At 69.7% G+C, this 21,053-nt stretch carries 19 protein-coding genes and 1 tRNA gene; 18 read left to right on the forward strand and 2 right to left on the reverse strand.

Going from position 1 to position 21,053, the window contains the following annotated elements:
* Position 1: 1 nt before the first annotated feature.
* From ACFE6Z_RS00695 to hisS, 3 genes are all read left to right on the forward strand, one after another.
* The gene (locus ACFE6Z_RS00695; RefSeq protein WP_375383777.1) at positions 2–1,171 is read left to right on the forward strand and encodes a Na+/H+ antiporter NhaA; all 1,170 of its coding nucleotides are present in this window, start codon (positions 2–4) and stop codon (positions 1,169–1,171) included.
* Positions 1,168–1,866, forward strand: a complete 699-nt coding sequence (locus ACFE6Z_RS00700) for a MazG family protein (protein WP_375383778.1) — start codon at positions 1,168–1,170, stop codon at positions 1,864–1,866. The genes ACFE6Z_RS00695 and ACFE6Z_RS00700 overlap by 4 nt, the downstream gene beginning before the upstream one ends.
* A 163-nt stretch (positions 1,867–2,029) precedes the next feature.
* Positions 2,030–3,295 (forward strand): histidine--tRNA ligase, encoded by a 1,266-nt coding sequence (gene hisS / locus ACFE6Z_RS00705; protein WP_375384617.1) that lies wholly within the window; start codon positions 2,030–2,032, stop codon positions 3,293–3,295.
* Here the strand turns inward: hisS and ACFE6Z_RS00710 are convergent.
* Positions 3,279–4,520 (reverse strand): APC family permease, encoded by a 1,242-nt coding sequence (locus ACFE6Z_RS00710; protein WP_375383779.1) that lies wholly within the window; start codon positions 4,518–4,520, stop codon positions 3,279–3,281. The two genes, hisS and ACFE6Z_RS00710, sit on opposite strands and share 17 nt — an antisense overlap.
* A gap of 103 nt (positions 4,521–4,623) precedes the next feature.
* Between ACFE6Z_RS00710 and ACFE6Z_RS00715 the strand changes: the two genes are divergently transcribed.
* The 13 genes from ACFE6Z_RS00715 to ACFE6Z_RS00775 all read left to right on the forward strand — a co-directional run bounded on the left by ACFE6Z_RS00715 (position 4,624) and on the right by ACFE6Z_RS00775 (position 17,154).
* The gene (locus tag ACFE6Z_RS00715; RefSeq protein WP_375383780.1) at positions 4,624–5,421 is read left to right on the forward strand and encodes an SGNH/GDSL hydrolase family protein; all 798 of its coding nucleotides are present in this window, start codon (positions 4,624–4,626) and stop codon (positions 5,419–5,421) included.
* A 139-nt stretch (positions 5,422–5,560) separates the two neighbouring features.
* Positions 5,561–6,253, forward strand: a complete 693-nt coding sequence (locus ACFE6Z_RS00720; RefSeq protein WP_375383781.1) for an O-methyltransferase — start codon at positions 5,561–5,563, stop codon at positions 6,251–6,253.
* An 88-nt stretch (positions 6,254–6,341) separates the two neighbouring features.
* Positions 6,342–7,622: a phosphopyruvate hydratase gene (eno, locus tag ACFE6Z_RS00725; protein WP_375383782.1), complete on the forward strand. Its 1,281-nt coding sequence runs from the start codon at positions 6,342–6,344 to the stop codon at positions 7,620–7,622.
* A gap of 23 nt (positions 7,623–7,645) precedes the next feature.
* On the forward strand, positions 7,646–8,179 hold the full coding sequence (locus ACFE6Z_RS00730) for a septum formation initiator family protein (RefSeq protein WP_375383783.1): 534 nt from the start codon (positions 7,646–7,648) through the stop codon (positions 8,177–8,179).
* A gap of 63 nt (positions 8,180–8,242) precedes the next feature.
* Positions 8,243–8,761: a DUF501 domain-containing protein gene (locus tag ACFE6Z_RS00735; RefSeq protein ID WP_375383784.1), complete on the forward strand. Its 519-nt coding sequence runs from the start codon at positions 8,243–8,245 to the stop codon at positions 8,759–8,761.
* Positions 8,758–10,074 carry a S8 family serine peptidase gene (locus tag ACFE6Z_RS00740; RefSeq protein WP_375383785.1) on the forward strand — a complete coding sequence of 439 codons (1,317 nt, stop codon included), beginning with the start codon at positions 8,758–8,760 and terminating at the stop codon, positions 10,072–10,074. Before ACFE6Z_RS00735 ends, ACFE6Z_RS00740 begins: the two co-directional genes overlap by 4 nt.
* Positions 10,075–10,096: 22 nt before the next feature.
* Positions 10,097–11,560 (forward strand): NAD(P)/FAD-dependent oxidoreductase, encoded by a 1,464-nt coding sequence (locus tag ACFE6Z_RS00745; protein WP_375383786.1) that lies wholly within the window; start codon positions 10,097–10,099, stop codon positions 11,558–11,560.
* A 78-nt stretch (positions 11,561–11,638) separates the two neighbouring features.
* Positions 11,639–11,712 (forward strand) — tRNA-Leu (locus ACFE6Z_RS00750).
* 84 nt (positions 11,713–11,796) lie between these two features.
* Positions 11,797–13,044 carry an alanine racemase gene (locus tag ACFE6Z_RS00755; RefSeq protein WP_375383787.1) on the forward strand — a complete coding sequence of 416 codons (1,248 nt, stop codon included), beginning with the start codon at positions 11,797–11,799 and terminating at the stop codon, positions 13,042–13,044.
* Positions 13,041–14,354, forward strand: a complete 1,314-nt coding sequence (locus ACFE6Z_RS00760; RefSeq protein ID WP_375383788.1) for a D-arabinono-1,4-lactone oxidase — start codon at positions 13,041–13,043, stop codon at positions 14,352–14,354. The genes ACFE6Z_RS00755 and ACFE6Z_RS00760 overlap by 4 nt, the downstream gene beginning before the upstream one ends.
* Before the next feature lie 83 nt (positions 14,355–14,437).
* Positions 14,438–15,007, forward strand: a complete 570-nt coding sequence (locus ACFE6Z_RS00765) for a LemA family protein (RefSeq protein ID WP_375383789.1) — start codon at positions 14,438–14,440, stop codon at positions 15,005–15,007.
* 105 nt (positions 15,008–15,112) lie between these two features.
* The gene (locus ACFE6Z_RS00770) at positions 15,113–16,003 is read left to right on the forward strand and encodes a M48 family metalloprotease (protein WP_375383790.1); all 891 of its coding nucleotides are present in this window, start codon (positions 15,113–15,115) and stop codon (positions 16,001–16,003) included.
* A 41-nt stretch (positions 16,004–16,044) separates the two neighbouring features.
* Positions 16,045–17,154, forward strand: coding sequence for a DNA glycosylase AlkZ-like family protein (locus tag ACFE6Z_RS00775; RefSeq protein WP_375383791.1), 1,110 nt, complete (start codon positions 16,045–16,047; stop codon positions 17,152–17,154).
* A gap of 9 nt (positions 17,155–17,163) precedes the next feature.
* Here the strand turns inward: ACFE6Z_RS00775 and ACFE6Z_RS00780 are convergent, their stop codons facing one another.
* A complete protein-coding gene (locus ACFE6Z_RS00780) occupies positions 17,164–18,489 on the reverse strand; it encodes a winged helix-turn-helix domain-containing protein (RefSeq protein ID WP_375383792.1) in 1,326 nt (441 codons plus the stop codon).
* 106 nt (positions 18,490–18,595) lie between these two features.
* Between ACFE6Z_RS00780 and ACFE6Z_RS00785 the strand changes: the two genes are divergently transcribed.
* Together ACFE6Z_RS00785 and ilvA are read left to right on the forward strand one after the other, a co-directional pair.
* Positions 18,596–19,780 carry an AI-2E family transporter gene (locus tag ACFE6Z_RS00785; RefSeq protein ID WP_375383793.1) on the forward strand — a complete coding sequence of 395 codons (1,185 nt, stop codon included), beginning with the start codon at positions 18,596–18,598 and terminating at the stop codon, positions 19,778–19,780.
* A gap of 44 nt (positions 19,781–19,824) precedes the next feature.
* Positions 19,825–21,045 carry a threonine ammonia-lyase gene (gene ilvA, locus ACFE6Z_RS00790; protein WP_375384618.1) on the forward strand — a complete coding sequence of 407 codons (1,221 nt, stop codon included), beginning with the start codon at positions 19,825–19,827 and terminating at the stop codon, positions 21,043–21,045.
* The last annotated feature ends 8 nt before the right edge of the window (positions 21,046–21,053 follow it).

Raw genomic sequence — 21,053 nt, forward strand, 5'->3', positions numbered from 1 at the left:
CATGAGGCTTCTGCGCTCGGCGCGATTCCCGGCGCTGCTGCTGCTCCTGGCGGCCATCGCCGGCATCGTGGTGGCGAACACGCCGCTCGGCGCCCACGTCATCGAATTCATGCAGATCCATGTCGGGATCGCCGGCACCGCGGTGGATATGACGCTCGCGCACTGGGTCTCGGACGGCCTGCTCGCGGTCTTCTTCTTCTCCGTGTCGATCGAGCTGCAGTTCGAGCTCACCCGGGGCGAGCTGCGCAGCTTCCGCAAGGCCGTTCAGCCGGCGATCGCCGCGGCGGGCGGCGTGATCGTCCCGATCGCGATCTACCTCGCGATCACGGCCGGCAGCGGCGTGCAGTCGGGCTGGCCGATCCCGACGGCGACCGACATCGCCTTCGCGCTCGGCGTCCTCGCGGTCTTCGGCCGCGGCCTGCCGCCTGCGGTCCGCGTATTCCTGCTCGCCCTCGCGATCCTCGACGACATCGTCGGGATCATCTTCATCGCCGTGCTCTTCGCGACAGACGTGAACTTCGGGCTGCTCGCGATGGCGCTCGTCGCGGTGGTCGCGTTCGCGATTCTGAGCAGGATGCTCGACACCAGGGCTAACGCGATCATCATCCCGATCCTCGTGGTGCTGGCCGCCGCGACGTGGGTGCTGGTCCTCGCGTCCGGTGTCCATGCGACGATCGCCGGCGTGGCGCTGGGGCTCGCGATGGCGCAGTCGCCCGCCCTGCGCGTGCGGCACGGGATCGAACCGTGGATCAACGGGGTGATCCTGCCGATCTTCGCATTCTCGGCCGCCCTCGTGCCGATCCCGTCGGTGGGCGGATCCGGGCTGTCGCCGGCGTTCTGGGGGATCCTGATCGCGCTGCCCGTAGGGAAGATCATCGGCATCGCCGGCGCCGGATGGATCGCGCAGCGGGTGTTCGCAAGATCCGGCCACGCAAAGATCGCCCTGGGCGATCTGCTGGCGGCCGGTGCGCTCGGCGGGATCGGGTTCACCGTGTCGCTGCTGCTGTCCGAGCTCGCGTTCGCCGGCGACCGGCTCGTGCGCGATGAGGCCGTCCTCGGCGTGATCGGCGGATCGGTGGCATCCGTCGTGATCGCCGCGATCCTCGTATCGTGGCGGGCGCGGCATCATCGGATGCTCGCCATCGGCGCGGCAGCGGAGGCAGGGGCATGACCGATCCGGATCCATCAGGACCTGATGTCGACCCGCTCCGCGGGGACGTCGATCCGCTCCGCGGGGCAGCGGAGGCGATGCAGCAGGTGCGCGATCGCTGCGTGTGGACGCAGCAGATCGACCATCGTGCACTCGTGCCCTACCTCGTCGAGGAGAGCGCCGAGCTGATCGACGCGGTCGAGACGGGCGATCGCGCCGAACTGCGCGAAGAGCTCGGCGATCTGCTCTGGCAGGTCCTCTTCCACGCCGAGATCGCGTCGCGCGATGAGCGCGATCCCTTCGACATCGACGATGTCGCACGTGGGCTGACGGAGAAGATGGTGCGCCGGCATCCGCATGTCTTCGGCGATGCCGTGGCCACCACGCCCGAACAGGTGCTCGTGCTGTGGAACGCCGCCAAGGCCGCCGAGAAGCACGAGCGGACGAGCGTGCTGGACGGCGTATCCGAGCACATGCCCGCGCTCGCGCTCGCGCAGAAGCTGCTCGGCAAGGCCGCTCATGTCGGGATCGGCTCGGCCGTCGAGCGGCCACAGCGAGGCGAAACGTCACTCCAGCCGCGCAATGAGGCCGAGCTGGGCGACGCGCTCCTCGCGCTCGTCGCCATGGCCCGCGACAACGGCTGGGACGCCGAGCGGGCCCTTCGCGCGCGCTTGCGCGGATTCGAGGGCGAGATCCGCGCCGCCGAGGCCGGCTGAGCGCCGCTCCGCTACAGGAGAACGCGCGGAGAAAGGACGTTCTCGCGAGGAAACGTCCTGTCCTGGTGATTGGTCCTGTGCTCTTGCGGACCGACGCCGGGTCGCAGCAGGTGGAGCCACCTGAGAGGATGTGTGCGTGGCATCCGTGAACCCGCCGCGCGGCATGCGCGACTTCCTCCCCGCCGAGAAGACCCGCCGCGAGCGGGTGCTCGCCGTCATCCGCGACCGCTATCGCGCGCACGGTTTCGACGAGATCGAGACGCCCGTGATGGAAGATTACGAGCGACTCCACGCGGGCATCGGCGGAGACAACGAGAAGCTCGCCTACAACGTGCTGCGGCGGGGGCTCGACGCCGACGCGGTGCGCGAGGCGGCCGCCGATCCGGCGGCTCTGGCCGACCTGGGTCTGCGCTACGACCTGACCGTGCCGCTCGCGAGGTTTTACGCGAGCCACCGCTCGGAACTCCCGACGGTGTTCCGATCCGTGCAGGCGGCGCCGGTGTGGCGCGCCGAGCGCCCGCAGAAGGGGCGCTACCGGCAGTTCGTGCAGTGCGACATCGACATCATCGGGGATGCCTCGACCCGCGCCGAGGCGGAGCTCATCGTCGCGACACTCGACGCCGTCGACGCGCTCGGGCTGCAGGATGCGACCGTGCGGATCAACGACCGGCGCGCCCTGGACGCGATGCTCGACACGTTCGGCTTCCCGGCGGCAGAGCGCCCCGGAGTGCTCATCACGATCGACAAGCTCGACAAGGTCGGGCCGGCGGGTGTCGTCGCGGAGCTGCGCGAGCGCGGTGTCCACGGCCGTGCCGTGGATACGTTCGAGGCGTTCATGAACCGCCCCCAGACCCTCGAGTACCTCCCGTACGGAGAGGGTCAGATCCGCAAGGCGCTGCCCGACGGCGTACCCGACGAGGTGATCGCAGACCTGGTCGCGATCGGCGAGGCGGTCGCCGCCACGCAGCCGGCGAGCGAGCCGGACGGCGCCCCGCTCGTGTTCGACCCCTTCCTCGTGCGGGGGATGGGCTATTACACCGGCACGATCTTCGAGCTCGCCCATCCGTCGGTGGCGTATTCGCTCGGCGGCGGAGGCCGATACGACGGCATGATCGGCCGGTTCCTCGGCACCGACATGCCCGCGGTCGGCTTCTCGATCGGCTTCGAACGCCTGGTGGATCTGCTCGAGACGAGTGAGGCGGATGCTGCAGCATCCGTCGTCCTCATCCATGATGCCGACGTTCCCCTTGGCGGCCTCCTCGCGCTGAAGGCAGACCTCGTCGCGGAGGGCATGCGGGTGCGGCTGGAGCGGCGCACCAAGAACGTCAAGGCACTGCTCGAACGGGCGGAGTCGGACGGGTTCTCGTCGTTCGCGACAGTGAATGCGGGCACGAAGCGCGCCGACCTCGAGGTCAAGCCGCTCGGCTGAATCGCAGTCGAACGGCGCGGATGACGACGCCCAGCGCCACGACGGCGGCGCCCGCGACGACGCTCTGCCAGGGCAGGGAGAACGCCAGGACGAGGCATCCGATCGCTCCCAGCACCTGGAGCACGCGCGGGTAGCGCCGGGCCTGGCCACGCTGGCGGAACGCCGACAGGTTCGCGACGAGGTAGTACAGCAGCACGCCGAACGACGAGAAGCCGATGACTCCGCGCACGTCGACCAGCGTGAGCGCCGCGATGACGATCAGGCCCGTGGCGAGCTCTGCGCGATGCGGGACGTGAGAGCGCGGGTGCACCGCTGCCAGGAACCGGGGCAGATCGCCCTCCCGCGCCATCGCGAGCGTGGTGCGCCCGATGCCGGCGATGAGAGCCAGGAGAGCCCCGAGCGAGGCTGCCGCGGCCGAGATCCGCACGATCGGCAACGCCCATGACCAGCCGGCCGCCTCGACGACGTCGGCGAGGGGCGCCGCCGACTCGGCGGTGGCGGCACCGAGCGTGGTCAGGACGATGATGCCCACGGCCGTGTAGATCACCACCGCACCTGCGAAGGCGAGCACGATCGCTCGCGGAATCGTGCGGCGCGGGTCTTTGACCTCCTCGCCCATCGTCGCGATGCGCGCATAGCCGGCGAACGCGAAGAACAGCAGCCCGGCGGACTGCAGAACGCCGTACGGGCCGCTGGGGACCAGAGCCGCCGGGTGCGCAGACCCTGCCGTCGACACTCCGGCCGAAACGACGACCGCGAGCCCGAGCAGCGCCACGACGACGATGATCCGCGTCAGCTGCGCCGTGCGCGTCACGCCGAACAGGTTCACGGTGACGAGCGCGACCACCGCGACGATCGCGACGGGCCGCTCCCAGCCTGGGGGCGCGGCGTACGCGGCGAAGATCAGGGCCATCGCGGCGCAGCTGGCGAGCTTGCCGATCACGAAGCACCAGCCGGCGATGAAGCCCCACCATTCGCCGAGTTCTGCGCGGCCGTAGGCGTACGTGCCGCCCGACGTCGGATACGCGGCGGCGAGCTGCCCCGACGACGTAGCGTTGCAGTACGCCACCACCGCTGCCACGGCGAGTCCGGCGAGCAGCCAGGCGCCTGCGGCCTGCGCGGCGGGCGCCCACACCGCGAACACGCCGGCCCCGATCATCGAGCCCAGACCGATGAACACGGCGTCACCGAGGCCGAGGCGGCGTTGCAGGGCGGGAAGGCTCACGCAGCGAACCTTAGCGGCGGCCCGCGAACATCGCGTGAACCGTGCACCCCGCACGTCACCCGTTCGTCGCGCGGTGTTCACTGAAAGGGGGTGCAATCGAAGCATGAGTCGCACGAGCGTTGCGGTCCGCGTCACGGCGGCGGGCGTGGCGACGGTGGCCGCGGTCGGGATCACCGTGCTCGCGGGAGGATCGCTGCTGCGCCGCCAGGCGGCGATCGCCCGGCGCCGGATCGGCAAACCGCTCGGCGAGCAGGCTCCCGACGCCGACCGGATCTGGCGGCGAGCCCACGAGGGCGAGCCCATCGAGCTGCTCATGGTGGGCGACTCGATCGCGGCGGGGCTAGGTGCCGAGCGCCGCAAGGACACCCTCGGCGGGCGGCTCGCGAAAGGCCTCGCCCATCGCACGCATCGGCCCGTGCGCCTGCGGACGGCCGCCGTCGTGGGGTCGGAGACCTCGAAGCTCGGCGCGCAGCTCGACGCGCTCCCCGATGACTACCGGCCGGACGTGGCCGTGATCGTGGTCGGGGGCAACGACATCACCCACCGGGTTCCGGTCTCGGTCTCGATCGCCCACCTCGAACGCGCGATCGCCCGCCTGCAGGAGCGCGGCACCGCCGTCGTGGTGGGGACCTGCCCCGACCTCGGGGCGCTCCGACCCGTGCCGCAGCCGCTGCGCTCGCTCGGCGCACGTCTTTCGCGCCAGCTCGCCGCGGCACAGGCCGAAGCGGCATCGCGCGCAGGGGCACGGGCGGTCGACCTGCGGCGCGCCGTAGGGGCGGTCTTCATCTCGCAGCCCGACGAGATGTTCAGCCTCGACCGCTTCCACCCGAGCGCGCTGGGCTACCGCCGCACCGCCGACGCGCTGCTGCCCGCCGTCAGCGCGGCGGTCGAGACTGCGTGAGGCCTGCGCCCCGCCCCCACCCGAAGCGCAATGCACCCTCGATCGTCGCAATGCACCCTCGTCGAGGGTGCATTGCGACGATCGAGGGTGCATTGCGGAGCGCGTTGACGCCGAGCGGGCAGGCGGGTTGGCTGGAGGCATGACAGACCCCGATCCCGATGCCTGGCGTCGCGTGGACGCCTACCTCACCGACACCCTGGTCGGCCACGACGATGCGCTCGATGCGGCCCTGCGCGCGCAGCACGCCGCAGGACTTCGGGCGATCGAAGTCTCCCCGGTGTCGGGCAAGCTCCTGAACCTGCTGGTGCGGATCTCGGGCGCGCGCCGGGTGCTGGAGATCGGCACCCTCGGCGCGTATTCGACGATCTGGATGGCGCGCGCCATCCCCGACGACGGCATCGTCGTGACGGTCGAGGCGGAGCCGGCGATCGCGGCCATCGCCCGTCAGAACGTCGATGACGCCGGGGTCGGAGAGAAAGTCGAGATCCGGATCGGTCGCGGCGAGCACGTGCTGCCCACGCTCGAGCAGCCCATCCTCGACGGCGCAGTCCCTCCGTTCGACCTCGTGTTCATCGATGCCGACAAGGAGTCGAACACGATCTACCTCGACTGGGCAGCGCGCCTCGGCCGGCCCGGCACCGTCATCGTGGTCGACAACATCGGACGCGGGGGAGATGTCGCCAACCCCGCGACGACCGAATCGAATGTGATCGGCACGCAGCGCGGACTCGAGATGCTCGCGCGCGATCCTCGCTTCGACGCGACCGCGCTGCAGACCCTTGATTCGAAGGGCTGGGACGGTGTCGCCATCGCGATCGTGACCGGCGCGTAACCGCCCTGTCGCGCGGCACCCGCGTCGATAGACTGACGACGGACCGACGACGCTCCCGATCCACCCTCCACCACACAAGGAGTCCCCTGTGGCACTTATCGAGGCTGTCAACGCGCGCGAGATCTTGGATTCGCGCGGAAACCCGACCGTCGAAGTGGAGGTGCTCCTCGACGACGGAATCGTCCAGCGGGCGGCCGTCCCCTCCGGCGCATCCACCGGCGCGTTCGAGGCGTACGAACTGCGCGACGGCGACAAGAGCCGCTACGGCGGAAAGGGTGTGCTGAAGGCAGTCGACGCCGTCGTCGACGAGCTCGGTCCTGCACTGGAGGGCGTCGAGGCGAGCGAACAGCGCATCGTCGACGAGATCCTCATCGAGGTCGACGGCACCGAGAACAAGAAGCGTGTCGGCGCGAACGCGATCCTGGGTGTGAGCCTCGCCGTCGCCAAGGCCGCCTCCGACAGTGCTGACCTCCCGCTGTTCCGCTACCTCGGCGGCCCGAACGCTCACGTGCTGCCGGTGCCGCTGTTCAACGTGATCAACGGCGGATCCCACGCCGACAACGGCATCGACTTCCAGGAGTACTTCCTCGCGCCGATCGGCGCGGAGACTTTCTCGGAGTCGCTGCGCTGGGGCACCGAGGTCTACCACGTCCTGAAGGGCGAGCTGAAGAGCGCGGGCTTCGCGACGGGCCTCGGCGACGAGGGCGGCTTCGCCCCCGACCTGCCGAGCAACCGCGAGGGGCTGGACTTCCTCATCAAGGCCATCGAGAAGGCGGGCTTCACGCCCGGTTCCGACATCGCGGTGGGTCTGGATGTCGCAGCCACCGAGTTCTTCGACAACGGCGTGTACACGGTCGAGGGCCAGTCGTGGTCGGCAGACAAGCTGACCGACTACTTCGCCGACCTCGTCGCGAACTACCCGATCGTCACGATCGAGGATGCTCTGGCCGAAGACGACTGGGACGCGTGGAAGGCGCTGACCGACGCGATCGGCACGAAGGTGCAGCTCGTCGGCGACGACCTGTTCGTCACGAACCCGACCCGTCTGCAGCGCGGCATCGACCTGGGCGTGGCGAACGCGCTGCTGGTCAAGGTGAACCAGATCGGCACGCTGTCGGAGACCCTCGACGCGATCTCGCTGGCTACCCAGAACGGCTACCGTTCGATGCTCTCGCACCGTTCCGGTGAGACGGAAGACACGACGATCGCCGATCTGGCCGTTGCAGTGAACGCCGGTCAGATCAAGACCGGTGCGCCTGCTCGCAGCGAGCGCGTCGCGAAATACAATCAGCTTCTGCGCATCGAGGAAGAGCTCGGCGACGCTGCGGTCTTCGCAGGTCGTGGAGCGTTCCCGAGGTTCCAGGCTTAGCAGGACGACGTAGAGGGGGAGCCGTGGCGAGGAAGGCGGCTCCCCCTCGGCGTGCGCCGGAGACCTCGCCGCGCAGGCCTCCGCGACGCCCGGTCGACGTGCGGGGCTGGCTCGGCGGCATCCGCTTGTCGGGCTTCATGGCGATCATGATGGGTCTGGTGGTCCTCGCCGCGTTCGTGCTCGTGCCGACGATGGGGACCTACCTCGATCAGCGCCAGCAGATCGCGGCCCTCGCCCAGGCGGTCGAGGTGAGTCAGGCCGACATCGCCGCGCTCCAGTCGCAGCGCGAGCGCTGGAAAGACCCGGCGTACATCACCACCCAGGCGCGCGAGCGGCTGTACTACGTCAAGCCCGGTGAGGTCGTCTACCTCGTGGACAACGACCTCGCGCCCGAGCAGATCCCGCAGGACGCCACTCCTGTCAGCAGCACGGTCGAGCAGACCCGGACCGACTGGATGGCGCAGCTCGTTCGCTCGGTCACCGCTGCCGGGCTCGCCCAGACGGTGAAGGCGCCGACGATCGGCGTTCCCGACCCGACGCCCACTCCTTCGGGCTGAGATTCGCGTCGTACGGCGTCGCGCTTCCAGTCGGGGTCCAGCCGCCGCCGGTAGCCTGGCGGAGTGACCACTCCGCCGTTCGCGCCCGTGACCGACGCCGACCTCGCGGTGCTGCGTGCACAGCTCGGTCGGCCCGCTCGCGGCGTCGTCGGCATCGCCGCCCGTTGCGTGTGCGGCAATCCCACGGTGGCTGCGACACTGCCGCGCCTGCCGGATGGGACGCCGTTCCCGACGTTCTACTACCTGACGCATCCTGCGGCGACGGCCGCCCTGTCGGTGCTCGAGGCCGACCACGTCATGAAAGAGCTCTCGGACGAGCTCGCGCGCGATGACGACATGACGGAGGCGTACACGCGCGCGCACGAGTCGTACCTGCGGGATCGCGCCGTGTTCGGCGATGTCGCCGAGATCGAGGGCATCTCCGCCGGTGGCATGCCCACGCGCGTCAAGTGCCTCCATGCGGTCGCCGCGCACGCTCTTGCCGCCGGACCCGGCGTCAACCCGATCGGCGACCTGGCCCTCGCGCGCTCGACGTGGTCGCCGGCGCGCTGCGTCTGCCTCGACCCCGGGGCGGCAGGATGACGAGGCGGCGTGCGGGGGTCGGCTCCGCGCTCGCCGCTGTCGGAGTGGTCACCGCGCTGGTGACGACAGCTCTGCTGAGCGGGGGTGCGGCGGCTCCGGCATCCGCCCTCGATGTCCGCACGGCGGATGACCCGGTGCGCGCGGCCGAGTACTGGCTCGACGCCTACGGCATCCGCGCCGCGTGGGCGACATCGCGGGGCGCGGGGGTGCGCATCGCCGTCATCGACACCGGTATCGGCAAGGGTCCCGTCGAATTCGAGGGCGCCGTGGTCGGCGGCACCGACGTCTCGGGTACCGGTGCGGCCGACGGCCGCTCGCCCGTCGGCGTGGTGGACGCGAACCACGGCAGCTGGGTCGCGTCGCTGGCTGCCGGTCGCGGCACGGGCCCGGATGCCGGGATGATCGGCGTGGCTCCCGAAGCCGAGCTGCTGTCGATCTCGGTCGGCTTCGGCACCTCGGCGAAGGTGCCGTTCACGTCGCAGGTCGCCGATGCGATGCGATGGGCGGTCGACCACGGCGCCCAGATCATCAACCTCTCGCTCACGACGAACACCCCCGACTGGGACCCGAGCTGGGACAGCGCATTCACGTACGCCTACGACCACGACGTGGTCGTGATCGCCGCCGCAGGCAACCGGGGGAGCGGCACGACACGCGTGGGCGCGCCTGCGACGATCCCGGGCGTCCTCACCGTCGGCGGCGTCGATCGTCAGGGCAGAGCGAGCGTCGAGGCCTCGACGCAGGGCATCACGATCGGCGTATCCGCGCCGAGTGAGGATCTCATCGGCGTTTCGGCCGACGGCAGACTCGTCCAGTGGGACGGCACGAGCGGCGCCGCGCCGATCATCGCCGGAGTCGCCGCCCTGGTGCGGTCCGCGCATCCCGAGATGGACGCGAACAACGTCATCAACCAGATCATCCGCACCGCCAAACCCTCCGCCGGTGCGACGGCCGTCCCCGATCCGCTCTACGGATACGGACTCGTGGATGCTGCGGCCGCCGTGAGCGCCGACATCCCGCCCGTCACGATCAATCCGATGGGGAGCCTGCGCGAGTGGATCCGGGTCTACCGGCGGGCGGAAGTGCAGCCCGCACCCGAGCCGACGGTGGGGCCGGTGACCGTCGCGCCCCTTCCGGACGCGGATTCCGTCACCCGCCCCGACTCGCCTCTCATCCCGTCGACAGAGACGCTGCTGTACGGGTCGCTTCCGCTGTTCGGGGTGACCCTCACCGCTATACTGGTGGCGCTCGGCGTCACCGCTGCTGTCCGACGCGTCAGATCGGCCCGTGCTCCTCGCGGGCCGAGCCCATGACCCGCAAGGAGATCTCCCCATCGTGGCAAGCACCGTTTCCAGCGCCGTCACTGACACGGCTACCAGCACGGCGAAGACCGCCGTACCCAGGATCCTGGTGGTCGGCGGGGGTTACGCGGGGTTCTACACCGCGTGGAAGCTGGAGAAGCTCCTGCGCAAGGGCGAGGCCGAGGTCACGATCGTCGACCCGCTTCCCTACATGACCTACCAGCCGTTCCTCCCCGAGGTCGCGGCCGGCTCGATCGAGGCCCGGCACTCCGTCGTCGCCCTCCGCCGGCACCTGAAGAAGACCACCGTCGTCGCGGCGAAGGTCACCAGCATCCGTCACGCCGACAAGACGGCGACGATCACGCCGATCGCCGGTGAGCCGTATGAGCTCGAATACGACCAGATCGTGGTCACGGCGGGTGCCGTATCGCGCACATTCCCGATTCCGGGCATCGCCGACAACGCGATCGGGCTCAAGACGATCGAAGAGGCCGTCGCGATCCGCGACCGGCTCATGTCGAACTTCGACAAGGCGTCCACCCTTCCTCCCGGCCCCGCCCGCGACCGCCTGCTGACGGTCGTCGTGGTCGGCGGCGGATTCGCGGGCATCGAGGTCTTCGCCGAACTTCGCTCCGCCGCATCCGCCCTCGTCAAGAGCTACCCGCAGATCACGTTCGACGACACCCACTTCCACCTGGTCGAGGCCATGGGCCGCATCATGCCCGAGGTTTCGCTCAAGACGAGCGAGTGGGTCCTCAAAGATCTCGCGAAGCGCGGCGCGTACGTGCACCTCGATACGCAGCTGACCGGCGCGATCGACGGCAACGTCGAGCTGTCCACCGGTGAGGTCATCCCCACCGACCTCATCATCTGGACGGCCGGTGTCATGGCCAACCCCACGGTCGTGCGCGGTGGCGACCTCCCGGTCGAGGAGCGCGGTCGCATCCGCACGCGCGCCGACTTGCGCGTCGGCACCCCCGAAGAGGTGGTCGAAGGCGCATGGGCCGCCGGCGACGTGTCGGCGGTGCCCGACCTGACCGGTGGAGGCGTCGGTGGGTATTGCGTGCCCAACGCGCAGCACGCCGTGCGTCAGGCGAAGCTGCTCGCGAAGAACCTCATCGCCGTGCTCCGCGGCGAGGAGCCCCGCGAGTACTTCCACAAGAACCTGGGCGCCGTCGCCGGTCTCGGCCTGTACAACGGCGTCTTCCAGTCCGGCAACCTCGCCCTCAAGGGCCTCATCGCCTGGTTCGCCCACCGCGGCTATCACGGCCTGGCGATGCCGTCGTGGGAGCGCAAGTGGCGCGTCATCTGGGGCTGGTGGAACAACTTCTGGCTCGGCCGCGACATGGTGAACCTCGAGGCGGTGCAGAACCCCCGTTACGTGTTCGAGGAGTTCGCGGCACGCCCGCGCCCGGCCCAGCCGGTCGAGGCGGCCGCGCCGAGGGCCGAGGCGCCCGCCGCAGCGGCGCCGGCGCCCGCGAAGGTCGCCGCCGGCTGAGCATCCCTCGCGGTGCGAGGGGATGCCGGGGCTGCGGGCTAGTCTGGGCGTTGAGCCCGGGCCGCGCCGCGGTACCTTGCCCCCGTAGCCCAACCGGCAGAGGCAGGCGACTTAAAATCGCCCGAGTGTGGGTTCGAATCCCACCGGGGGCACCCGACTCAACGTCACCTGAGGCTGGGCGCGCCCGCGCTCCGTCGTAGGCTGGAACCCATGTGTGCACACGCACCGAGGCAACGATGAGCCTCGACCTTCTCGCCGCCCCGGCAGCCTCGTCGTCAGTCGCCGCAACGACGCCGTGGACCGATCCCGCCGCCTACTGGAACGATATGACGGCGGCTGTCGCGCATCTGTCCGGTCCGGTGGCGGCGATCAACCTCGCCGCCCTTCGCTACAACGCGCTGGACATGACCGTCCGGGCCAGCGGAGTGCCGATCCGCGTCGCGAGCAAGTCGGTCCGCGTGCGCGAAGTCATCGACGCGACGCTGGCGCTCGCGGGGTATCAGGGCATCCTGGCGTTCACGCTGCCCGAGGCGCTCTGGCTCGCGCAGACCCACGACGACGTCGTGGTCGGCTATCCCAGCGTCGATCGCGCGGCGATCGCGCAGCTTGCCGCCGACCCGGATGCCGCGCAGCGCGTCACCCTCATGGTCGACGACCTCGCGCAGCTCGACGTCATCGACGCGGTCGCCGGGCCGGGCAGCCGTGCAGTGATCCGGCTGGCGATCGACGCCGACGCCTCGTGGCGCGCCCCGGGCCTCGGCCACATCGGCGTGCGCCGCTCGCCGGTGCACGACCCTGCCGAGGTCGCGACGCTCGCCCGGGGCATCGCCGCGCGGCCGGGTTTCCGGCTCGTCGGTCTCATGATGTACGAAGCGCAGATCGCCGGTCAGGGCGACGCCACCGGCTCTGGGGATGGTGTGGTGCGATGGATGCAGCGGCGCTCCGGTCATGAGTTGCTCGCACGCCGCGCGGCCATCGTCGCTGCGCTGCGCGACATCGCCCCGCTCGAATTCGTCAACGGCGGCGGGACGGGCTCGCTCGAGCTGACAGCATCCGATCAGGCGGTCACCGAGGTCACCGCCGGGAGCGGTCTGCTCGCGGGGCACCTGTTCGACGGCTACCGGGGCTTCGACCTCGCGCCCGCAGCGGCATTCGCGCTGGAGGTGGTGCGCAAGCCCACCGACGACATCGCGACGGTCCTCGGCGGCGGTTGGATCGCCTCCGGGCCGCCCGTGGCCTCGCGCCAGCCGCTTCCGGTGTGGCCGGCGGGGCTCAAGACCCTGGGCCGTGAAGGCGCGGGCGAAGTGCAGACGCCGCTGCAGGGCGAATCGGCGCGCGCGCTGAAGGTGGGCGACCGCGTGTGGTTCCGCCACTCCAAGAGCGGCGAGCTCGCCGAACGCGTGGACGCCTACCAGCTGGTCGACGGTGCTCACGTCGTCGGGACGGCGCCGACCTATCGCGGCGAAGGCAAGGCGTTCCTGTGACTCGCCCCGGCGGTAAGTGGGAGAACTGGGGCCGATCCGAGTCGGTGCGCCCGCAGCGCGTCGAATACCCGGCCAGCGTCGCTGCGGTGCAGCGCGCGGTCGAGGCGGCCGCACGCCGGCGCATGCGCATCAAGGCGGTCGGCGCGGGGCACAGCTTCACGGGGATCGCCGTGGCGCCGGGGGTGCTGCTCGAGCTCGACGATCTGTCCGGCCTGGTCGAGGTCGACGTGGCGCGCAGCCGCGTCCGGCTGCTCGCCGGCACGCGACTGCACCAGATCCCTGCGCTCCTGGAGCCGTACGGCCTGGCGATGCAGAACCTCGGCGATATCGACCGCCAGTCGATCGCCGGGGCGATCTCGACCGGAACGCACGGAACCGGGGCGGCCTTCGGAGGCATCGCGACCCAGGTCGTCGGGGTGACGCTGGTGACAGCATCCGGAGAGCTCCTCACCGTGAACGACGATGAGAACGCCGACCTGCTGCCTGCGGTCGCGCTCGGCCTCGGCGCCCTCGGCATCCTCGTCGACGTCACGATCCAGTGCGTCCCGCAGTTCGTGCTGCGCGCGGTCGAGCACCCCGAGCCGCTGCCCGATGTGCTCGCGACGCTCGACGCGCGGGCCGTGGCATCCGACCATTTCGAGTTCTACTGGTTTCCGCACACCGATGTCGCCCTCACCAAGACGAACACGCGACTGCCTGCGAGCGCCGCGCGCGAACCGCTGCCGCGGGTGGGGAAGTGGATCGACGAGTCGCTGCTCTCGAACGGCGTCTACCGCGTGGTGTGCGCCGCCGGTCGGGTCGCCCCGAAGATCGTGCCGCCGTTCGCGCGCCTCGCCGTCACGCTGACGGGCGACCGCGAGTACTCCGAGGTCTCGACCCGAGTGCTCACCCAGAGCCGTACCGTGCGGTTCCGCGAGATGGAGTACGCGCTCCCGGCCGAGAAGGTGCGACCCGCGTTCGAGGCCCTGCGCGCGCTCATCGAGCAGCGCGGCTGGCGCATCTCGTTCCCCGTCGAGGTGCGCTTCGCGGCGGCAGACGACCTGTGGCTCTCGACGGCGCACGGCAGGGCCTCGGGCTACATCGCCGTGCATCGCTATTGGCGTGAAGACCCCACCGAGTACTTCGAGGCGGTCGAAGAGATCATGGTCTCGTTCGGCGGGCGCCCCCACTGGGGCAAGATGCACACGCTGGATGCTGCGACCCTCCGTGAGCGCTACCCCCGGTTCGACGACTTCACGGCGCTGCGCGATCGGCTCGATCCCGACCGCATGTTCCAGAATCTCTACCTGGAGCGCGTGATCGGTGAGTAACCGCTGGGAGTCCTCCACAGCATCCTGTCGGCTCTCGCCCTCTTGGTTAGGATGAGGACACATCTCGAACGGAGTGCAGGTACATGTGGGAATGGCTGATCCCGGTTCTCATCGTCGTCGCGCTCCTCGCCATCGTCGGCATCTACCTGTGGGCGACGTACAACTCGCTCGTGCAGCTGAATGTGCGCGTCGACGAGGCGTGGAGCGACATCACGGTGCAACTCAAGCGGCGGGCTGATCTGCTGCCGAACCTGATCGAGTCGGTCAAGGGCTACGCAGCGCACGAGAAGGCCGTCTTCGAGAACGTCACCCGCGCCCGTGCCGAGACGCTGACGGCGGCCAGTCCGGCGGATGCGGGCGTCGCAGAAGGCCACATGCAGCAGGCGCTCAAATCGCTCTTCGCGGTGGCCGAGGCGTATCCCCAGCTGCAGGCCAGTCAGAACTTCCTCCAGCTGCAGCAGTCGATCGTCGACACCGAAGACAAGATCCAGGCCTCGCGACGCTTCTACAACGGCGGGGTGCGCGAACTGAACACCAAGATCAAGGTGTTCCCCAACAACCTCTTCGCGCGCAACCTCGGCTTCCACGAGCGCGAGTTCTTCGAGGTCGTCGACGGTGCCGCGATCAGCGAACCGCCCCGCGTACAGTTTTGAGCCGAGCCGGATCAATGCGAGCGCAGCCCGCGTCGATGCGGCTGCAGGTCAAGGTCAAGTAGCGAGCGTGCGAGCGTATCGAGACCCGGACCGCGAGGAAGACTGATGTACAGCGCCATCGCGCGCAACAAGCGCAACACGTGGTTCATCCTCATCGCCTTCGTTCTTCTGCTGGGCGCGATCGGGGTGCTCGCGGGATGGCTCGCCGGGAACAACTGGTGGATCACCGCGTTCATCCTCGTCTTCGCCGCGGGGTACGCCACTTTCCAGTACTTCTTCGCCGCCCGCGAGGCGATCGCGCTGTCGGGCGCCGTCGAAGTCACGCAGGCCGACGCCCCGCGCTTCTACCGTCTCGTCGAGAACCTCTGCATCACGACCGGCACGCCCATGCCGAAGCTCTACGTCGTGGACGACGCCGCACCGAACGCGTTCGCCACCGGACGCAAGCCCGAAGAGGCCTCGATCACCGTCACCACCGGGCTGTTCGAGCTCATGACCGATCGCGAGCTCGAGGGGGTGCTCGGGCACGAACTCGGTCACATCCGCAACTACGACATCCGCGTCTCGTTGATCGTGTTCGGCCTCGTCGTAGCCGTCGGCATCCTCGCCGACCTGCTGTTGCGCGTCGCGTTCTTCGGTGGCCGCGGTCGCGGAAACGGCAACGGCCAGGCGCAGCTGTTCCTGCTGATCTTCGGAGTGGTCGCCGCGCTCGTCGCACCGCTGCTGGCCGGCGCCGTGCAGGCCGCCATCTCACGGCAGCGCGAGTATCTGGCCGACGCGACGAGTGCGATGACCACCCGTGACCCCGAGGGGCTGTCGTCGGCGCTGGCCAAGCTCGGCGAGTACGGAAAGCCCCTCCAGCGTGCGAACACGTCGATGGCGCATCTATGGATCGCCGATCCGCTGCGCCCGAACGCCCTGGAGCGGATGTTCTCCACCCACCCGCCGATCCCCGACCGCATCGCCCGGCTCGAGAAGATGGGCGGCACGTTCTGAGGCCATGTCGTGGCGTCGGGGGCGCGCGGTAGCGTCTGACCATGGTGCTGCGGCTGACGAGGCATGAGGCATGCCGCATCGCGGTGACCGCTCAGCGCCTCGCGGCAGACCGCCCGGGCGACGTCGTGGAGGTGCTCGAAGAGCTCGCGATCGTCAACATCGATCCCACTGCGGCGATCATGCCCAGCGCCGACCACATCCTGTGGAGCCGGATCGGCTGGGCATATGAGGCCGGGATGCTGAAGACCGCCGTCGAGACCGACCGCACCGTGTTCGAGCTCGACGGATTCTTTCGTCCGATGAGCGCACTGCCGATGATGCTGCCGTCGATGCGGGCGTGGCCTTCGCCGCAGTGGCAGAAGCATCGCCGCTGGCTCGAGGCGAACGATCGGTTCCGTCGCGACATTCTCGAGCGACTCGCGGCCGAGGGCGCGCTGGTCGCGCGCGAGATTCCCGACACGAGTCAGGAGCCGTGGCCGTCGACGGGCTGGACGAACAACCGCAACGTCACTCAGATGCTCGAATTCCTCGCGCGGCGGGGAGAACTGGCTATCGCCGGCAGGCGGGGCCGCGATCGGGTGTGGGATCTGGCCGAACGGGTCTATCCCCCCGACGTGCCCGTCTACCGCCTGGCGGAAGCCGAGCGCATGCGTGCGCTGGGGAGGCTGCGGTCGCAGGGGATCGCACGCGAGAAGGCGGTCGCCCAGCCCGTCGAGCCGATGGATGTCGGTGAGGTGGGAGTGCCCGTCGAAGTGGAGGGCGTTGCGGGGGAGTGGCGGGTCGACCCCGATGCGCTGGCGGCGCTGAACGCCTCAAACGGTGCCTTCGAGGGCCGCACGGCGCTGCTCTCGCCGTTCGATCGGCTCGTGTTCGACCGCGTTCGGGCGCAGGAGCTGTTCGATTTCGAGTACATCGTCGAGATGTACAAGCCGGCCGCCGCACGGAGATGGGGCTACTTCGCACTGCCGATCCTGCACGGCGACCGATTGGTCGGAAAGCTCGATGCCGCCGCCGATCGCAAAGCGGGAGTCCTGCGCGTCGCGGCGATCCACGAGGACTCGCCTTTCGACGCCGAGATGACCGCGGCCGTGGACGCCGAGATTAGATCCCTCGGCCAATGGCTCGGCCTCTCGGTCGAGGGCCTCGCGTGACCCGGCCGCTCAGACCGGTTCTTCGACGCCCGATTCTTGGACGCGCGGCGCGTCGAGTGACGATTCGATGAGGGTCGCCTCGGTGGCGGGTCCGGCCTCGTGACGGGATGCCTCGGGCAGCACGTCGCCGAGATCATCGGCCGCGTCGCCCCAGCGTGATACCGAGATGGCATCGAGCCCCTGCCATCGCGCTGCCGCGCGGATCTCATCGGCCAGGCGGGCCGCAGCATCCGATGGGCGTTGCTGCTCCCACCACGCGGATTGCACCCGAAGCGTGGAGGCGGCCCGATCGGCCTTGAGGTCGACTCGACCGACGATGTCGTCGCCGATCAGCACCGGCAGGGAGTAATAGCCGTATCTGCGCAGCGGCGCGGGGGTGTAGATCTCGATGCGGTAGTCGAACGCGAACAGGCGCTCCGCGCGGCTGCGAAACCATACGACCGGGTCGAACGGGGTGAGGAGGGCTGCGGCGTCCACCCGTCGCGGGACCGCAGCGTCGCGATGCATCCACGCCTTTGCCGGCCGCGCGGCGCTCAGCCAGCCCGCCACGGTGACCGGGGCGAGTTCGCCGGTGTCGACGAGATCGGATATCGCGGCGTTCACGGCGGGCCGGTCTTTGATGCGCCAGTAGTCGGCGAGATCGGATGCGGTCGCCACCCCGTATGCGCGCGCAGCGCGGCGGATCAGCTCGCGGATCGCGTCGTATCGCTCGACAGGGGCGGCGAGAACCTCTGCCGGGATGACCTGCTCGGCCAGCGCGTACCGCCGCTCGAATCCGCGTCGCCCGGCGATCGCGACCTCGCCGAAGAGGAAGAGGTATTCGAGGGCGTGCTTGACGACGTCCCAGTCCCACCACTGTCCGCGCGCGCCCCTCTGGGCGTCGTGCTCGATCTGCGCGGGCCGCAGCGGCCCGCGGGCGGCGAGCTCGGCGCGCACCCAATCGACGATCTCGAGATGCTGCCGGAACCAGCCGTCGGGCGCGGTGCCGTACTTGGCGCGGTTGTCGTCCATCCGGAACCGGAAGAGGTTCCAGTCTTCGGACCGGATGAACGCCGCGACGTGCGCCCACGACTCCACGTACGGCGCCCGGCGGGTGAACAGCAGGCGATCGAGCGCCGCGGTGTCGTACGGGCCGAGGCGCGAGAACAGCGGCATGTAGTGCGACCGCGCGAACACGTTGACCGAGTCGATCTGGAGTACGCCCATCCGCGCGATCGCGGAGTTGAGCTGCCGGGTTCCCGGCGCCGCCGGCCGCGCACGGGCGAACCCCTGCGCGGCCAAGGCGATGCGGCGCGCCTCTGCGGCGCTGAGTGTCTGCCGCGTGCTTTTCGCCATCCGCTCAGCCTAGGCGCGGCATCCGACACTCCTGCGTGGTGCGGAGGAGGGGAACGATCCATGGACGGTGACCGGGCCCCGCGCACGCGGGACCTAAACTGGCGGGATGAGCGGCTCCGAAGAAAAGCCCCGCAGCTCGTTCCTCGACACGATCCGAAACCGGACCGTGACCTCGGAACTGTCCGGATCGGTTCCGCGCGGCCTGCGTCTGGCCACGGCCTTCTCGTGGCGCCTTCTTGTCGTGGCGGCCGCCGCCGGAGTGGCGATCTGGTTGGTGATCCAGCTCAAGCTCCTGGTGATTCCGCTGCTGATCGGGGTGCTGATCGCAGCCCTCCTCTGGCCCGCCTTCTCCTGGATGCTGCGCCACCGCGTACCCCGCTGGCTCGCGATCGTCATCTCGCTGATCGCGACGATCGCGATCGTCGGCGGTCTCCTGTGGCTCGCCGTATGGCAGATCACCCGCGAATGGAGTTCGGTGCAGGCGAGGACCGTCGAGGCGGTCGCGCAGTTCCGCCAGTACCTCATCGATGGGCCCCTGCACCTGACCGAATCCCAGATCGACGGCCTCCTCGATCAGGGATGGACGTTCTTGCAGCAGCAGACCTCGGAGCTGTGGAGTGGAGCCCTGGCGATCGGCACGACCGTCGGGCATGTCGCCACGGGTGCGCTGCTGTCGTTCTTCATCCTGCTGTGCCTGCTCGCCGATGGCGCCGGCATCTGGCGATGGACGACCCGGCTGTTCCCGAAGGACGCCCGACCCGCGGTCGATGGTGCCGGCCGCGCAGGCTGGAAGACGGTCATCAACTACACGCGGACCCAGCTGCTCGTCGCCACGATCGATGCGATCGGCATCGGGCTGGGAGCGTTCTTCCTCGGAGTGCCGCTGGCGATCCCGGTGGCGGTCCTGGTCTTCCTCGGTTCGTTCATCCCCATCGTCGGCGCGGTCGTGACCGGAGCGCTCGCCGTCTTCCTCGCGCTCGTCTACAACGGCCCGTGGATAGCGCTGTGGATGCTGGTGGTGGTCCTCGGGGTACAGCAGCTCGAGGGGCACGTGCTCCAGCCGCTCCTGATGGGCTCGGCGGTCAAGGTTCATCCGCTCGCGGTCGTGCTCGTGGTCGCCGGGGGCGCCATGATCGCCGGCATCCCCGGTGCCCTGTTCGCGGTGCCCATCGCGGCATTCATCAATGTCGTCGCGGTCTATCTCAGCTCGCAGAGTTGGCGCACCGGCGATGATCCTCAGAACGCCGATCTGATCTGGAACACCGTTCCCAGGAGAAGGAACCCCGCGTGAGCTTGCCCGAACAGAACGTGCCCGAAGCAATCCGGCTCGACACGATGCCCACCCTCGCCGAATTCGAAGACGCTGCCGCGTTGCTCGACGGCGTCGTCTCCCACACCCCGCTCGAGGAGTCGCAGCACCTCTCCGATGTGCTCGGCGTGCCGGTGTACCTCAAGCTCGAGAACCTGCAGCGCACGGGCTCGTTCAAGATCCGCGGCGCGACCTACCGCCTGTCGCGGCTGACGGCCGAGGAGCGCGCTCGCGGCGTGGTGGCGGCGTCGGCCGGCAACCACGCCCAGGGCGTCGCCCTGGCCGCGCAGAAGCTCGGCATCGCGGCGACGATCTTCATGCCGCTGGGTGTGCCGGTGCCGAAGCTCCTGGCCACCCGGGGATACGGCGCGGACGTGGTGCTGGAAGGCGCGACGGTCGAGACGCCGCTGCGCCTCGCCGCCGAGTTCGCCGAGCGGACGGGTGCGGTGCTCATCCACCCGTTCAATCACCGCGACATCATCATCGGCCAAGGCACCCTGGGCCTCGAGCTCATCGACGACCTCCCCGAGGTCGACACGATCCTCGTCGGCATCGGCGGCGGGGGCCTCGCCGCCGGCGTCGCAGCCGCCACCCGCGCACGCGCCGCAGCCGTGGGGCGCACCGTGCACATCATCGGCGTGCAGGCGGAGAATTCGGCCGCGTACCCGGCATCCATGAATGCCGGGCACCCCATCGAAGTCGCGACCCGTCCGACGATCGCCGACGGCATCGCGGTAGCCCGGCCGGGCGACATCCCGTTCGGCATCATCCGCGAACTGGTCGACGAGGTCGTCACGGTCACCGAAGATGACATCGCCCGCGCACTTCTCGTGCTTCTCGAGCGCGCGAAAGTGGTCGTCGAGCCTGCGGGAGCCGTCGGAGTGGCCGCGATCCTGGCCGGAAAGGTGCGGGCAACCGGGCCGACGATCTCGATCCTGTCGGGCGGCAACATCGACCCGCTGTTGCTGCAGCGCGTGGTCGCCCACGGGCTCGCCGCATCCGGGCGATACATGTCGCTCGCGATCCCGCTGCCCGATCGACCCGGTCAGCTCGCCCGGGTGTCGGAACTGCTCGCGCAGGCGGGAGCGAACGTCATCGAGGTGCTGCACACCCGGCACGGCCAGGGGCTGCAGATCAGTGAGGTGATCCTCCAGCTCAGCGTCGAGACGCGGGGCGAGGACCACCGCGCCCACGTCATCCAGACGCTCGTGGACGCCGGGTTCACCCCGACCGTCGTCGCCGACTGAGCGGAGCC

The organism is uncultured Microbacterium sp. (genome assembly GCF_964244775.1).
Taxonomy (GTDB): domain Bacteria; phylum Actinomycetota; class Actinomycetes; order Actinomycetales; family Microbacteriaceae; genus Microbacterium.

What these genes read in the sequence shown, in the direction of transcription:
- ACFE6Z_RS00775 (WP_375383791.1), top strand. Translation starts at nt 16,045, where the DNA reads ATGGTGCTGCGGCTGACGAGGCATGAGGCATGCCGCATCGCGGTGACC.
- ACFE6Z_RS00695 (WP_375383777.1), top strand. Translation starts at nt 2, where the DNA reads ATGAGGCTTCTGCGCTCGGCGCGATTCCCGGCGCTGCTGCTGCTCCTG.
- hisS (WP_375384617.1), top strand. Translation starts at nt 2,030, where the DNA reads ATGCGCGACTTCCTCCCCGCCGAGAAGACCCGCCGCGAGCGGGTGCTC.
- ACFE6Z_RS00770 (WP_375383790.1), top strand. Translation starts at nt 15,113, where the DNA reads ATGTACAGCGCCATCGCGCGCAACAAGCGCAACACGTGGTTCATCCTC.
- ACFE6Z_RS00700 (WP_375383778.1), top strand. Translation starts at nt 1,168, where the DNA reads ATGACCGATCCGGATCCATCAGGACCTGATGTCGACCCGCTCCGCGGG.
- ACFE6Z_RS00740 (WP_375383785.1), top strand. Translation starts at nt 8,758, where the DNA reads ATGACGAGGCGGCGTGCGGGGGTCGGCTCCGCGCTCGCCGCTGTCGGA.
- ACFE6Z_RS00765 (WP_375383789.1), top strand. Translation starts at nt 14,438, where the DNA reads ATGTGGGAATGGCTGATCCCGGTTCTCATCGTCGTCGCGCTCCTCGCC.
- ACFE6Z_RS00720 (WP_375383781.1), top strand. Translation starts at nt 5,561, where the DNA reads ATGACAGACCCCGATCCCGATGCCTGGCGTCGCGTGGACGCCTACCTC.
- ACFE6Z_RS00780 (WP_375383792.1), bottom strand. Translation starts at nt 18,489, where the DNA reads ATGGCGAAAAGCACGCGGCAGACACTCAGCGCCGCAGAGGCGCGCCGC.
- ACFE6Z_RS00755 (WP_375383787.1), top strand. Translation starts at nt 11,797, where the DNA reads ATGAGCCTCGACCTTCTCGCCGCCCCGGCAGCCTCGTCGTCAGTCGCC.
- ACFE6Z_RS00715 (WP_375383780.1), top strand. Translation starts at nt 4,624, where the DNA reads ATGAGTCGCACGAGCGTTGCGGTCCGCGTCACGGCGGCGGGCGTGGCG.
- ACFE6Z_RS00785 (WP_375383793.1), top strand. Translation starts at nt 18,596, where the DNA reads ATGAGCGGCTCCGAAGAAAAGCCCCGCAGCTCGTTCCTCGACACGATC.
- ilvA (WP_375384618.1), top strand. Translation starts at nt 19,825, where the DNA reads ATGCCCACCCTCGCCGAATTCGAAGACGCTGCCGCGTTGCTCGACGGC.